The sequence below is a fragment of the Geodermatophilus sp. SYSU D00697 genome (assembly GCF_054050175.1).
Map to the genome: position 1 here is coordinate 24,225 of NZ_JBJGYV010000001.1, position 15,579 is coordinate 39,803.

Genomic DNA, 15,579 nt, shown 5'->3' on the forward strand with positions numbered 1-15,579 from the left:
TCCCGCCGCGCCGACGCCGCCCGCGGCGCCAACGTCGGAGTGCGCCCGGTCGGTGATGGGATCTCGGAGCCGGTGGCCACCATGCCGCACGAGCTGGCCGCCGCCTGCCGGCAGACCCTCGACGGGCTGACCCGGGCCGCGGCCAGGGCCGGGGACGAGCGGCCGCTGGGCGTGCTGCGCGTCGGCGCGCTGGCCGATCTGGTGCTGCGGCCCTGGGATGCCCAGCGGGAGCCGGTGGCCGCGCACCTGACCATCACCGCCCCGCTGAACGCGCTCACCCCGCAGCGGTTCCCGGGGGCGGTGCCCGCGCCGGTCGGGGAGGTGGACGGGCAGCCGATCACCGCCGCGCACCTGCGCGAGCCGCTGATCCAGCTCGACGCGGTCTGCCCCGGCGGGCTGCAGGCACCGGCCGGAGGCATCCTCACCCTGGCCCTCACCGACCCCGGCGGCGCGCTGCGGGCCACCACCCCCGGCCGGCCAGGCCGACCAGGTCCTGCGCCGCGGCTGCCCGCGGCATCCCGGCGATCCCGGCTGCGGGTGCGCGGTGCTCGACCGCCCCCCGGTCACCGGCGCCTATCGGCCCACCGCCGCCCAGCGGCTGTGGGTGAGCACCCGCGACCGCACCTGCGCCCATCCCGGCTGCGCCCATCGGGCCGGCTGGGCCGAGCTGGACCACCTGCTCCGGCACGCCCACGGCGGCCAGACCAGCTGCGCGGACCTGTGCCGCCTGTGCCGGCGCCACCACCGGCTCAAGACCCACGCCCGCGGCTGGACCCATGCCCTCACCGCCGACGGCACCCTGACCGTCACCACCCCCAGCGGCATCACCCGGACCAGCCGGCCCCCCGGCCTGCGACCGGCCCTGCCCCTCACCGGCCCCCGCGTGCTCGCCGGACCCCCACCGAAACCCCGCAACCACCCCCGGCACCCGACCCCGCCGACGACCCCCCACCCTTCTGACCCGACGGCGCGACACGGGCAGTGGGCTGCCGCGCAGCGGGCCCGGAGGCTGACACGCTCGGAGCGTGACTCGCCGTGCCACCGCTCTCCTCTGTCCGCCGCTGCTGCTCGCCGTCACCCTGCTCGCCGGGTGCGCAGAGGAGCAGGGCGGCTCGTCGACGTCCGGCTCGCCGGCCGCCGCCACCTCGTCGGTGACCGCGTCCACCGCGACCGCGACCACGGCTCCCGAGGACGAGACGGGCGGGGAGGACGCAACGGACGAGGACGCGACGGACGAGGACGCCTCCTCCGACGCTCCTCAGTTCCCCGCCAACACCGAACCGGACACGCAGGACCCGTCGGCCGACGCGCGCGGGACCGTGAGCGAGATCCGCACCGGCCGTCAGGACGGCTTCGACCGCGTGGTCTTCGAGGTCGGTGGCACCGGAACCCCCGGCTGGGACGTGCGGTACGTCGACGAGGCCAGTTCCCAGGGCAGCGGTGCACCGGTCGAGCTCGAGGGGGAGGCCGTCCTGCAGGTCACGCTCACCGGCATGGGCTATCCCTACGACACCGGCGTCGAGGAGTGGACCGGCCCGGACCCGCTGCCCGGGAGCGGCACCCAGGTGGTCACCGAGGTCGCCTGGGACGCCACCTTCGAGGGCACGTCGGTGGCCTTCATCGGCACGACCGCGCAGGCGCCGTTCCGGGTCTACGCGCTCGACAGCCCCACGCGGGTCGTGGTGGACCTCCGCGACGCCGGCTGAGGCGGCCAGCCGAGGGAGGAGGTCAGCCGAGGGAGGTCAGCCGAGGGAGGCGGTCAGCTCCACCGAGTCCGACTCGACGGTGGTGCACTCCAGCGTCAGCGGGCCGGCGCTCACGGTCTCGCCCTGCGCGCAGGACACGCTGGCGTTGCCGACGCTCAGCGAGGCCCGGCCGTCCTGGACGCCACCGAAGGCCAGGTTCGTGCCCAGGATCTCCACCTCGGAGCCGCTCCCGGAGAGCGTGACCGAGCAGGAGGAGCCGCTGCAGGAGAAGTTCTCCGAGCTGAACGAGCAACCGGCGAGCGGCAGCAGGGCCAGCGCGCCGGCGAGGGTGCCGGTGGCGAGGCGGGCGGCGCGGGTCGTGGTCGTCGCGGACATGTGCTGAGGGTAGGTCGAGGCGCTCAACCGGTCGGGGAGGCGGGCGGGGTCGTCGTCCCGCCGTCGGGCGTGCCCGTCCCGCCGTCGGGCGTGCCCGTCCCGCCGTCGGGCGTGCCCGTCCCGTCCTCCGGGGACGGCGGCGGGACCACGACGCGCTCGATGGTCACCTCGGTCTCCCCGAGCCCGCCCAGGGTGATCTCGTCGTAGGCGGTCAACGTGCCCGTCGACGGGGCGAGGTACAGGACGGTGCAGGTCAGCGGCTCGGGGTACTCGCCCTGCAGTGCGCGCAGTCCCGCCCCGCCGGTCGAGCCCTGCACCATGAGCAACGTCCCGTCGTCGAGCTCGGAGACCTCGCGCTCGTGCGTGTGCCCGGCCAGGACCAGGGGGACGACGCCGTCCAGGGGTGGTGCCTGCTTCGGGTCGTGCACCATCGCGATCGCCGGGCGCCGTGGCAGGGCGTCGGCGAACTCGGCGAGGTCCTCCCCGGTCTGCTCGAGGGACTCGGTGCCGCCGGTGGCGTCCTGGTCCGGCGTGAACCGCGGGTCGGGCGTGCCGACGACCTCGATGTCCGCGACGACAACGGCGGCGTCGTCCAGCACGGTCGTGTTGGGTTGCGCCTCGACCAGCTGTGCGGTGACGGGGGAGTCGTGGTTGCCGCGGATGAACACGTACGGGACGCCCAGCGTGCCGACGGAGGTGATGAGGCTGTTCTCCGGCTCGCTGCCCCAGTCGGTGATGTCCCCGGTGTCGAGGACGGCGTCCACCTCGAACTGGGTGACGACCTGCCGCACCAGGTCGAACCCGGCCGGGTTGAGGTGCAGGTCGGACACGTGCAGGAAGGCCACCGTGTCGTCGGCGTCCCCCGGCGCGGGCAGCGCGGAGAGCGCGGAGTACAGCGTGCTGACGTTGGAGACGAGGTCCTCCAGCGACGCCCGGTAGGCGTCGAAGCGGGCGACGATGTCCTGCGCGCTGCCGATCAGGCTGTTGGCGTTGACCAGCAGGCCGGTGTAGGTGGGCTGCGAGAGGGCCTCGGGGCGCCAGGTCGCCGCGGCCAGCCCGCCGGTCCCGGCCACCAGCCCGGCGGACAGACCCAGGGCCAGGAGCGCCTCGCGGCGCCGGCGGAGCAGCAGCAGGGACGCCGCCGTCGCGCCCGCCACCCCGGCGAGGGCGGTCAGCACGGCCACCCGCTCGACGGCGTCCCGCAGGTCCGCGCTCACCCGGTCCACCACGGTGTCGAGCCGGGCCGGGTCGCTGGCCAGCGCGGAGGCCCTGATCTCGTCCACACGGCTGAGCTGGATCTCCAGCCGGAGAGGGCCGTCGTAGGCGTCGACCTGCAGCGCGCCCAGCGGCGGGATGTCGAGGTCGGCGCCGCCACCGAACGGACGGAAGGCGAGCGTGGCGTCGAACGGCCCGATCGGCGCGTCGACCCGGCCCAGCAGCAGGATGCCCAGCCATGCGCCGGCCAGGACGATCGCCGCCCGCCCGGCCCAGCGGCCGGCACCGCGCAGCAGCCGGGAGCGTGCGGAGGCGCCAGGGGTGCTCGGCTCGCTCACCCGGACCAGGCTAGTGAGCCCGGGTGTCCGGGTGCCGGGGTGCGCCAGGCGGTCAGGCGACCTCGGTGGCGGGCGTGCGGAAGATCCAGCGCAGCGCCATGAAGCGCATGAGGCCGATCACCGCGGTGACCGTGACGACGAGCGCGACCTGGGTGAGGACGCTGACCTGGCCGGCGGAGGAGTCGAGGACGCCGAGCGCGGCGCTGGTGGCCAGCAGGCCCAGCACGGTCACGCCGCCGGCCTCCCACTGTGCGGTGAACCAGTGCACCCGCTCGTCGGCGCGGAAGGTCATCCGCCGGTGCAGCTCGTTGGCCAGGGCGGTGGACGTCGCCGTCGCGAGGAGGTGCGCGGGGAGGTAGCCCAGCCACTCGAGGGCCACGAACAGCGCGGCGTAGACCAGCGTGGTCGCCCCACCGACGAGGACGAACCGGGCGAACTGCCCGAACGTGTCCTCCGCGCGGACCCGGGCCACGACGCTGTCCACCGCCTCACCCAGGGCAGGGTGGCGGCAGATCAACGACGGGCAGGTCACGACGTTCCTCTCGACGGGCACGAGGTCCTCAGCACGAGGTCCTTTGTGCAGGCTCCACCTGGGGATCGGCTGTACGCCAGCAGTTATTCCCCTGAGGTGCGACAGAATCGTTGTGCGCCGCGTCACCTGCTGGCCTGACACGCGACGGCCAGGTCCCTCCCAGGCGCGGCGGTCACCGTCGGTCCATGGGCAGCGACCGACCGGACCAGGGCCGCCACCTCCTCGCCGCCGCGGTGGCGGCGTCGGTCGCGCTGGTGGTCGCGCTGACGCTGCTCCCCGCCGGCGGGGGTGGCTGGGCCTGGGGTGCCCCGCTGGCCGAGGCGCGGTGGTACGTGTCCGGGCTGGACTCGGGGGCCACGCTCGTGCAGCTGGTGGGCAACGTCGTCCTGCTGGTCCCCCTCGCGGTGTCCGCCGTCCTCCGGTGGCCCCTGCTGCGCCGGCGCGGGGTGCTGACCGTCAAGGCCTCCGCCGCGGGGACGGCGATCGAGCTGCTGCAGTGGGTCCTGCCGCTGGGCCGGGTCGTGTCGCCGCTGGACGCCGCGCTCGACGCCGCCGGTGCCGTCGCCGCCGGGCTGGTGGCCGCCGCGCTGGCGGGGCGGGGTCGGGTGGCCGCGCTCGGCATCGTCCCCGGTCGACGCGGGTAAGGGCCCGCCCATGAGCCTCATGGGGATCCTCGACCGGGTCGCAGACGTGACGACCTTCGACAAGGCGATCGAACCGGCCCGGCGAGCCGTGCAGGCCGCGCTGAAGCCACAGGCGCTCAAGGACTTCCTGCACGGCACGTGGCTCGGCCACCCCCTGCACCCGGTGCTGGTGCAGGTCCCCGTGGGCAGCTGGACGTCGGCGGGCCTGCTCGACGCGATCCCCCCGCTCCGGCCGGCCGCGACGGTGCTGATCGGCACGGGCGTGGCCGCCGCCGTCCCTGCGGCGCTGTCCGGCGCGGCGGACTGGTCGGAGCAGGGCTCCGGGGTGCGCCGGCTCGGCGCCCTGCACGCGGTGGGCAACACCGTCGCGCTCGGCCTGTTCATCGGCTCGCTGGTCGCCCGCGCGCGCGGCCGGGGTGGCCTCGGCCGGGTCCTCTCCTACTCGGGGCTGGGCATCGCCACCGGATCCGCGGCCGTGGGGGGGCACATGTCCTACGCGCAGTCCTCCGGCGCTTCGCACGCCGCGACCGCGGCGCGGGCGCTGTCCACGGACTGGATCGACCTCGGCCCGCTCGACGACCTGCCCGAGGGGCGCCCCGCGCTGCGCACCGGCAAGGGCGCGAGCATCGAGGTGCCGCTGGTCGCCGTCCGGCGGGGGACGCGGGTCGACGCGTTCGTCGGTGCCTGCTCGCACCTGTCCGGCCCGCTGTACGAGGGGGCGGTGGAGGAGGTGCACGGCGCCGCGTGCCTGGTCTGCCCGTGGCACGGCTCGGCGTTCGACCTGGAGGACGGCCAGCCGCGGCGCGGTCCCGCCGCCAACCCGCAGGAGAAGCTGGAGATCCGGATGGAGGCCGGCCACGTGATGGCCCGCCTGCCCGGCCACCAGCGGTAGCCCCGCGGGCCTACGCTGCGGCGCCATGAGGCGGGCGGCCGCAGCGCTGATCGCGGTCCTCTGCGCGGCCTGCAGCTCCCCCGCGGGCGGCGGTCCGGCGGGCGGCGATCCGGCCTCCCCGGCCGCCGGCGGGACGACGTCGGCGGCGCCGGCCGTCCCGGCCGTGTCCGGCATCTCGGCCGAGGTGGTCCGGCTGCGCACCGACGTGGTCGTCGGCGGCCGGGTGCAGGTGCGGGTGACCGACACCGGTGCGGAGCCGTTCGCGGTGACCGCGGTCGCCCTGGACTCGCCGGGCTTCGCCCCCCTGCCGCCGACCGCGGTCACCGCCGAGTTCGCACCGGGGCGGGTGATCGACCTGCCCACGCCCTACGGCCGGCCGGTCTGCTCGGCCGACCCCGCCCCGGTCGCGGCCCGGCTGACGGTGGCCCGGCCCGGCGGCGCACCGGAGGAGGTCCGGGTGCCGCTGACCGGCGACGACCTGGACGTCGTCCACCGCGAGGAGTGCGCCGTCGCCGCGGTGCGGGCCGTCGTCGACGTCACATTCACCGGGGTCACGGGCGCGGCCGAGGAGGTCACGGGCACCGTCGTCCTGGCAAGACGCGGGGACGACGACCGGCCGGTGACCGTCACCGACGTCCGCCGGAGCGTCCTGATGGACGTCGCCGTGGCGGAGCTGCCACTGGAGCTCGCCCCCGGTCAGGGAGAGGCGTCGGCGCCGGTGACGGTCACGCCGGCGACCTGCGAGCCGCACGTGCTCGCCGAGGTCAAGCAGCCGTTCCTCTTCCCCCTGCAGGTGGCCGTCGGGGACGACGAGGCGGTCCCCGTGCCGCTGCCGGTGGACGAGGCGCAGCAGGCCCTGCTCTGGGACCTCGTGCGGCGGGTCTGCGGCTGAGTGGAGCCGGCCCGGCCACCCCGGGGGGAACGGGGCGGCCGGGCCGGGGCCTGGCGCCGGGGAGCTTGCGCAGCTCTTCCCTGCAGACGTGACGCTACGTAACGAATACCGCAGCGCCCCATCCCCTGAGCGGGTGAAACGCCGTGAGCAACGTCACGGACCGTGAGGTTCCGGTTCGGGGCAGTCCGGGATCGCGCCCGACTGAGGGAGCTCCCCGCACGAGTGCGGCGGAGGGCTGCCGGCGCGTAGTGTGCCGGGCAGGCGCGGGGTCGGACTCGCGCCGACGCGCGTCCAACAGCGGCGTCGTGCTCGAAGGCGGGCCCACATCTGGTCCGCAGCCGAGGTCATCCCCCGGCGAAGGCGAGCCGGAGCCGTGCCGTGACCAGTGACCAGTACCCGCAGCCGTCCGGAGCGGACGAGGCCCTGGCGCGCCTGGGCCGGCTGTCCCTGCGGGGACTGTCGATGGACGACCTCCTGCAGACGGTGGCCGACCTGGCCAAGACGGTGATGCCGGGCAACCCCGAGACGTCGGTGACGCTGCTGGTCGAGGACAAGCCGACCACGGTGGTGTGGACCGACCAGCTGGCCCTCGACCTCGACGAGCGGCAGTTCGAACGCGGGCACGGGCCGTGCCTGCACGCCGCCCGCACCGGTGAGCTCACCTTGGTCGCCGACACCCGTACCGACACCCGCTGGCGGGACTACATGCCCCGCGCGGTCGAGCACGGCTGTCTCAGCTCGCTCTCGGTCCCGTTCCTCGCCGACGAGGAGGCGCAGGTCACCGGCGCGCTGAACATCTACGCCCGCCACCCCGACGCGTTCGACGCCGACAGCCGGGCGGTGGCCACCCGGTTCGCCCCGTACGCCGCCGTCGCGGCCGACAACATGCACGCCTACCAGAGCGCCCGCGACCTGGCCGAGAACCTCCAGGCGGCGCTCGACTCCCGCGCGGTCATCGACCAGGCGAAGGGTGTGCTCATCGAGCGCCACAAGCTCACCCCCGACCAGGCCTTCCACCTGCTGGCCCGGGCATCCATGCACACCAACCGCAAGGTCCACGACGTCGCCGACCACCTGGTGCGCACCGGCGAACTGCTCGGCGCCCAGACGCCCGGCGACAGCGGCCGCCCGCCGGGGAGCGGTCGCGGCCGCCCCCCGGGGGCAACGGAACACCCCTGATCAGCCGCCGACGTCCCCCGGGGGATCTCAGCGGCCAGGCCCCGTCGCTCCAGTCCAGGGGCGGCGGGGCCGACCCACCGAGCACGGGCTCCTGGCGCGGCGCACGGGTCGCGCTAGCCTCGCAGCGGGCCGCAGGCGCCGCAGACCTCTCATGTCCTCCTGAGGAGTCGGGGGCTCCCTGCTCCACCCGGGCCTCTAGCTCAACTGGCAGAGCAGCGGACTTTTAATCCGCGGGTTGTGGGTTCGATCCCCACGGGGCCCACCACGCTGACGTGCGATCTCGGCTGATACTCGACGAATCGGGATCGGCTGATGGTTGACCGGCGCCCATGACTGCAGCTCGGCCTGGCCAACCCACGTCCATGCTCTCGGCGAGTACGCATCCGTCGGGCGGTAGGGGGCTTCGCGCTGCCTCATCGCGGCATGGATGCCGGTGCGTCGACCGGAGCGCCGGCACCGGATGGCAGGTCCGGGCACGTCCGTTGGTAGCTCCTCCCCGGCAGGAACCGGTCCCACTCCACCTGACTGAGGTTCCTGGCCGCGAGTTCGCAGGCCCAGTCGATCCACTTGTCCAATCGCAGATCCCACAGCACGACCCGTCCATCGGTTCCTCCCGACGCCATCGTGGTGCCGTCCCTGCTGAGCGCGACCGCTTGCACGACGTTCGACCCATGGCCCCGCAGGGAAGGGCCGATGCGGGCCCGGTCGTCCACGTCCCACAGGAAGATCGACCCGTCGTGGCTGCTCGAGACGAGCATGGTCCCGTCGGGGGTGAAGGCCAGCCCGCTGACGAGGTCGTCGTGTCCGGTGAGGACCGCGGTGCGGTTGCCGGTCTCGATGTCCCAGAGCGTGATGTCGCCGCTGCGGACGCCCCCACCGGATGCGATCGTCCGGCCGTCCGGGCTGAGAGCCAGGCTCCAGATGCGCTCGTCCTCCCCAGCGACCAGCTCCCCCATCCGTTCCCCTCTCTCCAGGTCCCAGAGCAGGATCCGTCCGTCCGACCCGGCGCTCCCGAGCGTCCGTCCGTCCGGCGAGTAGTGCACGACGTTGACGGCCGCCTGGTGACCGGCGAGCGGTGTCATCGATCCCCGACGGACGTCCCAGACCTGCACCGTGTCCCCGTTCGCGGATGCCACGGTGGAGCCGTCCGGACTGAACGCCACTCCGACCGTCCCCGAGCTGTGCCCCAGGTCGCCCGTGCGCTCGTGGCTGTCGAGGTCCCACAGCACCACGCGGCCGCCCGAGGAGACGAGAGTCCTGCCGTCGGGACTGAGGGCCAGGCCCATGACGCCCCCGACATCGCCGGGATGCTGCAGGGGATCGCCGACCGCCGTGCCTCCCGACACGTCCCAGACGGTGATCCGACCGTCCCGATCACCCGACACCACCGTCTGCCCGTCTCGGCTGACGGCAACGGCGTTGACCCATGCGGGATGGCTGCCCGGTGACCAGCTGAGCCGCCGCTCGGTGCCGACGTCCCAGACGAGGACATCGCCCCGGGACGTGGCCGTGGCCACCCTGTCACCCTCGGGGTCGAAGGCGATCCCATAGACCAGTTCCTGCCAGTTGGTGGGGTAGGCGCCGAGCAGTTCACGCGCAGGCACGTCCCAGAAGACGACGCTGTCATCGATGCCACCCGACGCCAGGAGAGTGCCGTCGGGACTGAAGGCGATCGAGTGGAAGTCCTTGTCACCCGCTCCGATGACCCGATACGGGAAGTCGGATGCGCTCGGCCCCAGCTCGCCCTGGCGCATGGTCTCGTACCCGTTCAACGGCTCGCCTCGTGGCCGCAACGGCCCGAGGTCCCACAGGACGACGAGGCCGTCGATGCTGGAGGAGGCGAGGGTGGTCCCGGCCGCGTCGAAGAGGACGTCCTGGACACCCTCCGCCGGCGAGGTCGCGGAGTCGGTCAGGGCTCCTCGTCTGATGTCCCACAGGGCCACCTGGTCTCCCGACGCGACCGCGAGCGTCCGTCCGTCCGGGCCGAAGGCCACGTCACTCCCCGGCATCGCCGGACCCACGCGTTGCTGGGACGCCATCGACCACAGCAGGACCTCGCCGTTCCCTCCTGAAGCGACGAGATCGCCGTTCGGGCTGAAGGCCACCGCGCTGACCTGGCCTCCGTGGGTCATCTCGCGCGTCTGCTCGGGACCCGAGGGCGTCAGGTCCCACACCCGGACGCTGCCGTCGGAGTTGCCGGACACGAGCCGTCGCCCGTCCGGGCTGAAGGCGAGCGCGCCCGCCTGGCCCCGGGTGGGGAGAGTGGGTCCTTCCCGGCGGGCGTTCGCGACGTCCCAGAGCACGATCCCGCCGTCCGTTCCGTCCCCGTACGTCTCTCCCCAGGCCAGCCATCGACCAGTCGGGCTCCAGGCCAACGCCGTGAGCGGGTTGGGCCCGGTCTCCACGTCGTGGCGCAGGCCGGGTTTGCGCTCCAGCGCCGTGAGCAGTGCGCCACGTGCTTCCGGTGTATCACGGAGAGACAGCGCCTCCAGGCTCAGCAGGACCGACCGGGGCAGTTCATCGATCATGTCCATCTGCGACTGGGCGCTCAGCTGTCGTGACAGTGCGGTGTCCCGCTCGGTGCGGGCGGTGTTGCGCTGACTGACTGCGATCACGGCAGAGAGCCCGGCGAGCAGCGTCAGCACGACGAGGGTCGCAACGGCGGAGCGAACCCATCGGATCGTCCGCTTGTGCTGGCGGACGTCCTCTCCGATCAGCTCGTCCTTGGAGCGGTGGTGCAGGGGTGCCGCAACGTCCGCGATCGCGTTCCGGAACCGCGGGTTGCGCAGGGACACGTCCTCTGCGACCCGCGCCCAGCGCAGGTCGATGTAGTGGGGGCCTTCGGGGAACACGCCCTGCAGCGATGAGGGCAACGCCGTGGTCCGGCTCCAGTCGAAGTCCCCGAGGGCGTGGTTCCAGGCCAGTTCGCCGTCGGTGAGCACGATCAGGAACGTCGCGAGCGACTTGTGCTCCAGCCAGTACGAGACCTCGCGTCGGACCCAGTCGGATCGGGCCGCCTCGGGAGCGGCGAGCAGGATGAAGAACTCGGAACGATCGAGCGCTTGCTGGATCGAGGACCACAGGCCGGGGTTGGCCGACAGGCTGGCCTCGTCCCGGAACACGCGCAGCGCCCGGAGCCGGAACCAGGGCCGAGCGAACCCGTGCAGCCCGCTCTGCAGGGCCGGAGCGAGCTTGCCGTCCGCGGCATGGCTGTAGGAGATGAACGCGGCGTAGGCGTCGGCGGCTCTTCGGGCCGGTCGGCGTCTCGTGCTCTCCGGCGGCCTCGTCGGGAGGGAACCAGATCCCATGTGCTCACCTCACAGGGCTCCAGCCGAGCGGAGTCCGTGATGGTCAGACCTGTCAGTCATCCGGTGCGCCACGGCGGCCACCATGGCCACCTGGCCGCCGTCGCGGTCTGCGGACCCCAGCGGTGGCGCCTCGTGCCCGCGATCGACCGTGCCGATCCAGCGCCGCGAATGCCCACGAGGCGCCACGACGCGTCGCCTCGGGGTTGGATGGGCAGCCAGGGACCGTAGCGACTCGCAACGCCCTCACACTCCGGTTGGTCGAACGGTTCTCACTCTCCACACCACCGGGGAGCTCGCCGGTACAGCGTGGGAGCTCGGGCGTCACCATGGCGTCACGGGAACGCTTGTCGAGGTCACGGCCACCGACCCCACGTGCGCCGTCCGGCACCGGGCGGGTGGCGCTGCATGACGCCTCGACGGTTGGGCACAACCACACCGTGAAGACCGCTGCCGTCGGCGTGCTCGGCGGCTTCCTGACCCTCGCCGGCATCGCGCTGCTCGTGCTGCCCGGCCCCGGCTTCGTGCTCATCGCCGCCGGTCTGGCGGTGCTGGCCACGCGCTTCTGCTGGGCGCAGAAGCCGCTGGACTACGCCAAGGACAAGGCGCAGGAGGGCATCGAGGAGGTCGCGAAGAGCCCGTGGCGCGCCGCGGGGGCCGTGCTGGCCGCCCTGGCGCTGATCGTGCTCGGCGTGCTCGCCCTGGTGGGGGTGGACCTGCCGTTCGTGAACGCGTTCACCGCCGTCGTGCTCATCCTCTCCGGCCTCTTCCTGGTCGGGACGGTCCTCTTCGCACGCCGCCAGGAGAAGCTCGAGCGGGCCCGAGCCCACCGCCCGGCGGGCCAGCGGGGCACGGCCGGGGCCCACCGGGCGCGCCACCCGGCACCCGGGCACCGCGACTGAGATCTGGCTACCGGAGTCTGCGGGGGCTCTCGTCGAGGCGGACCGACGACGTCCCCGTCGCCGCGCGCGCCCGGCCGCCGGCGCCGTGCGCGGCGAGGGCGGCAGCCTCACTGTTCCACGCGACCCCGCCGGACGCCACGGTCCGGACGTGGTCGGCGAGGAGCGCGGGGTCGTCGGACTTGAGCAGGTAGCCGGCCACCCCCAGCGCCCTGGCCTCGGCGGCGCTCTTCGCGGTGAGCGCGCCGGTCACCATCAGGACGCGCACGTCCGGGTGGGACTCGAGCAGCAGGGCGGCCGCCTGGAGGCCGTCCATGCGCGGCATCTGGACGTCGAGCAGGACCACGTGGGGACGGGTCGCCGCGACGGCGGGACCGACCTCGTCGCCGTCCGAGCACTCGCCCACGACCTCGATGCCGGGAGCCGAGGTGAGGAGCTCCTTCAGTGCCTCGCGGACGAGGGTGTGGTCGTCGGCGACGAGGACCCGGATCGGCATGGCGCTCCTTGGATCGGTCCCCGGTCCACGGCGCGTTCGGTGCTCCAGGGCGTGCCCAGGAGCGTCGTCGCCGCCGCGCATCGTGGTCAGCCCGCTACCTGGGGTTGGATGCCCCCCAATGGAGGGGACCGCGGGGACCGGGAGGTCAGGCGTCGTGGCCGACGCGGTCGATCTTGCGGTGGTAGTGGGTGCCGAGCCTGCCGCCGAGGACGGCGCCGAGCAGGGTGGCCAGCACGGCGGCGACGCCGGCGACGATGCCCGCCGTGGTCGCGGTCTGTCCGCTGATCGGGATGCTCGGCAGGTTGAGGCGGGCCAGCACGTTGTACTCGGCGCCGATGAGGGCGGCGGCGATGGCGAGCAGGACGACCACCAGCAGGCCGATGAGCCACACCGCCAGTCCCTGCCGGGCGCCGTCGAACCGGGCCATCCGACCGGCGACGTAGCCGCCGGCGAGGTAGGCGACGAAGAGGACGACCAACAGGGCGATGCTGCCGGTGAGCCCGATGGTGTCGGCCTGCGCGGCGGCGCCGTCCGCAGGGGACACCTCGGTCAGACCGAAGGCGATGCCGGCGGCGGACAGGATCGCCAGGAGGAGGACGGCCAGCCCGTTGGCGGACAGCCAGCCGAAGAAGGCCGCGCCCCACTTGATGCCGCCGTAGCGGGCGTGCTGGGCGTCGACGGCGTCCCTCATCGGGCCGCGGGTGGCGTGCGCGCCGTCCGTGGTCGCCGAGGGAGCGGAGTCGTTCCGGCGGTCGGTCATGGCAGCTCCTCGGGCGGGACGGCGGGAACCGGGCGGGCCCGGTGAGCGCAGCTCACCAGCACCCGCCCGGCTCCGGTCGCGGCGTCAGCGGCGGCGGTCGGCCTCGTCGGCGTCGAACTCGATCTGCTCCTTGCGCACCGTGTCGCTGACCTGCTGGTGCTCGGTGACGGTCTCGGTGTCGAGGCGGACGCGCTCCACCGGCACCGCCTCCACGTCCACCACCGGACGCTCGGCGTGGAGGGTCACCTCGTGCTCCTCCTCGCTGATGGCCGGCCCGTCCAGCGCGTTGCCCACGTTGGCGTCGGTGATCGGCTCGCGCTCGACCCGGACCTCCTCGCGGGAGACCGGCACGGTCACGGTCTGGTTCTCGGTGACGACGTACTTGCGCAGCCGGGCACGGCCGGCCTCCACCCGCTGCGTGCCCACGTTCAGGTGCTCCTCGGAGCGGGTCATCGCCTGGTCGGTGGTGGGGCCGGAGGTGTCCCGGCCGACGACGCCCGGCTCGCCGCTGAGGTCGGCCCGCCCGTTCCCGTGCCGACCGCCGGCGTCCCCGGCCGCGGCGGGGGAGCCGAGCCCGTAGTAGCGGTAGAGCTCGGCCTCCTCCTCCGGCGAGAGGTGACCGTTCTCGTCCCGGACGCGCGGGGCGTCCTTGATCTTGGCCTTGTCGTAGGGGAAGCGTAGCTGGTGGTCGGCCAGGTCCGCCTGGGCGAGCGGCACGAAGGTCTCCTTGGTGCCGAACAGGCCGGTGTTGACCGTCGCCCACTCCGGGCGGCCGGTCTCGTCGTCGAGGTAGACCTCGCCGACCCTGCCGAGCTTGCTGCCGTCGCTGTCGATGGCGGTGGTGCCGATGACGGAACCGATCTGCTGCTCGCTGATCACGATCACTCCTGGGAGTCGGGGGAGGGCGCTCTTCGTCGCGTGTCCGAGACGCGGTGCGAGTGCGCTGCGGCCGGGGACACGGGCCCGCGACCCTCAGGTGCCCGCTCGGTTTACGTCGTAAACAGACGCGATCTCCCGGCGGCCCTGCCCCCTCGTACCCGGCGCCCGGCCCGGCAACCCGGAGCGGCTCCCGGTGTGCCCGGGCCGCGCTGCTCGGCTGCGGCGTTGGCGGTACAAATCAAGGACCGGGGAGGTCGAGAGGAGGGCTCGCGAGGTGGCTGAGGGTGCCGGACAGCAGGAACCCGCCAGCCCGGGTGCGCGGGCCGGCCAGCCCGCCGGCCGCGCCCCCCTCGACCGGCGCCGGGTGATCCGCGGGGCCATCCGGTTCGTCGACGAGCACGGGATCGACGCCCTGACCATGCGCCGGCTCGGCGCGTACCTCGGCGTGGAGGGGATGGCGCTCTACCGGCACGTGACCGGCCGGGACGACCTCCTCGACGGCATCGTCGAGCACGTCATCGACGAGCTCTACGGCGACCCTGACGTCTTCCTGGCCCCCCAGCACGGCTGGCAGGACTACCTGCAGCGCCTGGCCCACGGGGTCCGGCGCATCGCCCTGACCCATCCGGCCGTGTTCCCCCTGATCGCGACCCGGCCACCCGAGGCGCCCTGGATCCGGCCCCCGCTGCGGAGCCTGCGGTGGCTCGAGTCCTTCCTGGACGCGCTGACCGACCACGGGTTCCCCGACGAGGCCGCCGTCGCCGCGTACCGCGCCTACACCAGCTTCCTGCTCGGCCACCTGCTGCTCGAGGTCTCCCAGCGCGGCGTGCCGATCAGCCCCGCCGACGATCCCGACGGGGCACCGCCCGAGGAGGCCGACCCCCTGACCGAGTACCCCCACGTGCGTCGGCTCGAGCCGCTCCTCTCGCAGGACGAGTCCTCGGCGGAGTTCGAGGAGTCCCTCGAGAACCTCCTCGACCGCCTCCACCGGGTGCTGCGCGAGTCCCGGCGGCCGGGGACGATCGTCTAGCAGGCGACCTCAGGGCTGCACGACCTCAGGGCCGGGCGACCTCGAACAGGTCGAGCACGCCGGTCAGCCGGAGCGCCTGGAGCACGGTCCGGTTCGGGTTGCGCAGGCTCGGCGTGCCCCCGGCCCTCCGGTGGGGGAGGGTCTCCCGCACCAGCAGGGCCAGGCCCGCCGAGTTGATGAACGTCGCGCCCGTCGCGTCCACGGCGACCACGCCCCCCGGGGGACCGTCTGCGGCCTCGGCCCGGTCCTCCTCGAACCGCGCCACCGTCGCGGAGTCGATCTCGCCGCGCAGGTGGAGGACGTGGTCGCCGTCCTCCCGCGCGACCCACACGATGCCGGGCGGGTGTGGCGGCGTGGCGTCGAAGGTCACGAGGTCTCCTCAGCGGGCGTGGGGGGATGTGCGCTGACCGACGGGGAGCGTGGGCCCTTTACATCGT

The 15,579-nt window shown here is 73.9% G+C and carries 15 protein-coding genes and 1 tRNA gene; 8 read left to right on the top strand and 8 right to left on the bottom strand.

Going from position 1 to position 15,579, the window contains the following annotated elements; genetic code table 11:
• Positions 1-1,025: 1,025 nt before the first annotated feature.
• A complete protein-coding gene (locus ACI79C_RS00130) occupies positions 1,026-1,706 on the top strand; it encodes an AMIN-like domain-containing (lipo)protein (RefSeq protein ID WP_456943582.1) in 681 nt (226 codons plus the stop codon).
• Between the two features lie 36 nt (positions 1,707-1,742).
• On the opposite strand, the gene ACI79C_RS00135 is transcribed toward ACI79C_RS00130, so the two are convergent.
• Genes ACI79C_RS00135 through ACI79C_RS00145 form a run of 3 tightly spaced genes read right to left on the bottom strand, consistent with a single transcriptional unit; the run spans position 1,743 to position 4,187 of the window.
• Positions 1,743-2,081 (bottom strand): hypothetical protein, encoded by a 339-nt coding sequence (locus tag ACI79C_RS00135; protein WP_456943583.1) that lies wholly within the window; start codon positions 2,079-2,081, stop codon positions 1,743-1,745.
• A gap of 23 nt (positions 2,082-2,104) precedes the next feature.
• The gene (locus ACI79C_RS00140) at positions 2,105-3,634 is read right to left on the bottom strand and encodes a metallophosphoesterase family protein (protein ID WP_456943584.1); all 1,530 of its coding nucleotides are present in this window, start codon (positions 3,632-3,634) and stop codon (positions 2,105-2,107) included.
• 52 nt (positions 3,635-3,686) lie between these two features.
• Positions 3,687-4,187, bottom strand: a complete 501-nt coding sequence (locus tag ACI79C_RS00145; protein WP_456943585.1) for a GtrA family protein — start codon at positions 4,185-4,187, stop codon at positions 3,687-3,689.
• A 164-nt stretch (positions 4,188-4,351) separates the two neighbouring features.
• On the opposite strand from ACI79C_RS00145, the gene ACI79C_RS00150 reads away from it, so the two are divergent.
• The 5 genes from ACI79C_RS00150 (at position 4,352) to ACI79C_RS00170 (ending at position 8,038) form a co-directional block, all read left to right on the top strand.
• Positions 4,352-4,810 (top strand): VanZ family protein, encoded by a 459-nt coding sequence (locus ACI79C_RS00150; RefSeq protein WP_456943586.1) that lies wholly within the window; start codon positions 4,352-4,354, stop codon positions 4,808-4,810.
• Between the two features lie 10 nt (positions 4,811-4,820).
• The gene (locus tag ACI79C_RS00155; RefSeq protein ID WP_456943587.1) at positions 4,821-5,702 is read left to right on the top strand and encodes a Rieske 2Fe-2S domain-containing protein; all 882 of its coding nucleotides are present in this window, start codon (positions 4,821-4,823) and stop codon (positions 5,700-5,702) included.
• Between the two features lie 25 nt (positions 5,703-5,727).
• Positions 5,728-6,594 (top strand): hypothetical protein, encoded by an 867-nt coding sequence (locus tag ACI79C_RS00160; protein WP_456943588.1) that lies wholly within the window; start codon positions 5,728-5,730, stop codon positions 6,592-6,594.
• A 378-nt stretch (positions 6,595-6,972) separates the two neighbouring features.
• The gene (locus tag ACI79C_RS00165; protein WP_456943589.1) at positions 6,973-7,773 is read left to right on the top strand and encodes an ANTAR domain-containing protein; all 801 of its coding nucleotides are present in this window, start codon (positions 6,973-6,975) and stop codon (positions 7,771-7,773) included.
• A gap of 189 nt (positions 7,774-7,962) precedes the next feature.
• A tRNA-Lys gene (locus ACI79C_RS00170) sits at positions 7,963-8,038 on the top strand.
• A gap of 148 nt (positions 8,039-8,186) precedes the next feature.
• On the opposite strand, the gene ACI79C_RS00175 is transcribed toward ACI79C_RS00170, so the two are convergent.
• The gene (locus tag ACI79C_RS00175; RefSeq protein ID WP_456943590.1) at positions 8,187-11,081 is read right to left on the bottom strand and encodes a toll/interleukin-1 receptor domain-containing protein; all 2,895 of its coding nucleotides are present in this window, start codon (positions 11,079-11,081) and stop codon (positions 8,187-8,189) included.
• Positions 11,082-11,518: 437 nt separating this feature from the next.
• Here ACI79C_RS00175 and ACI79C_RS00180 point away from each other — a divergent pair, with 437 nt between their 5' ends.
• Positions 11,519-11,980 carry a PGPGW domain-containing protein gene (locus tag ACI79C_RS00180; protein ID WP_456943591.1) on the top strand — a complete coding sequence of 154 codons (462 nt, stop codon included), beginning with the start codon at positions 11,519-11,521 and terminating at the stop codon, positions 11,978-11,980.
• 7 nt (positions 11,981-11,987) lie between these two features.
• On the opposite strand, the gene ACI79C_RS00185 is transcribed toward ACI79C_RS00180, so the two are convergent.
• From ACI79C_RS00185 to ACI79C_RS00195, 3 genes are all read right to left on the bottom strand, one after another.
• Positions 11,988-12,473, bottom strand: coding sequence for a response regulator (locus tag ACI79C_RS00185; RefSeq protein WP_456943592.1), 486 nt, complete (start codon positions 12,471-12,473; stop codon positions 11,988-11,990).
• Positions 12,474-12,618: 145 nt separating this feature from the next.
• On the bottom strand, positions 12,619-13,233 hold the full coding sequence (locus tag ACI79C_RS00190) for a hypothetical protein (protein WP_456943593.1): 615 nt from the start codon (positions 13,231-13,233) through the stop codon (positions 12,619-12,621).
• Between the two features lie 84 nt (positions 13,234-13,317).
• Complete coding sequence (locus ACI79C_RS00195; RefSeq protein ID WP_456943594.1) at positions 13,318-14,112, bottom strand: DUF2382 domain-containing protein; 795 nt, start codon at positions 14,110-14,112, stop codon at positions 13,318-13,320.
• 274 nt (positions 14,113-14,386) lie between these two features.
• Here ACI79C_RS00195 and ACI79C_RS00200 point away from each other — a divergent pair, with 274 nt between their 5' ends.
• Complete coding sequence (locus ACI79C_RS00200; RefSeq protein WP_456943595.1) at positions 14,387-15,142, top strand: TetR/AcrR family transcriptional regulator C-terminal domain-containing protein; 756 nt, start codon at positions 14,387-14,389, stop codon at positions 15,140-15,142.
• Positions 15,143-15,167: 25 nt separating this feature from the next.
• Here the strand turns inward: ACI79C_RS00200 and ACI79C_RS00205 are convergent, their stop codons facing one another.
• A complete protein-coding gene (locus ACI79C_RS00205; protein WP_456943596.1) occupies positions 15,168-15,512 on the bottom strand; it encodes an STAS domain-containing protein in 345 nt (114 codons plus the stop codon).
• Positions 15,513-15,579: the final 67 nt, after the last annotated feature.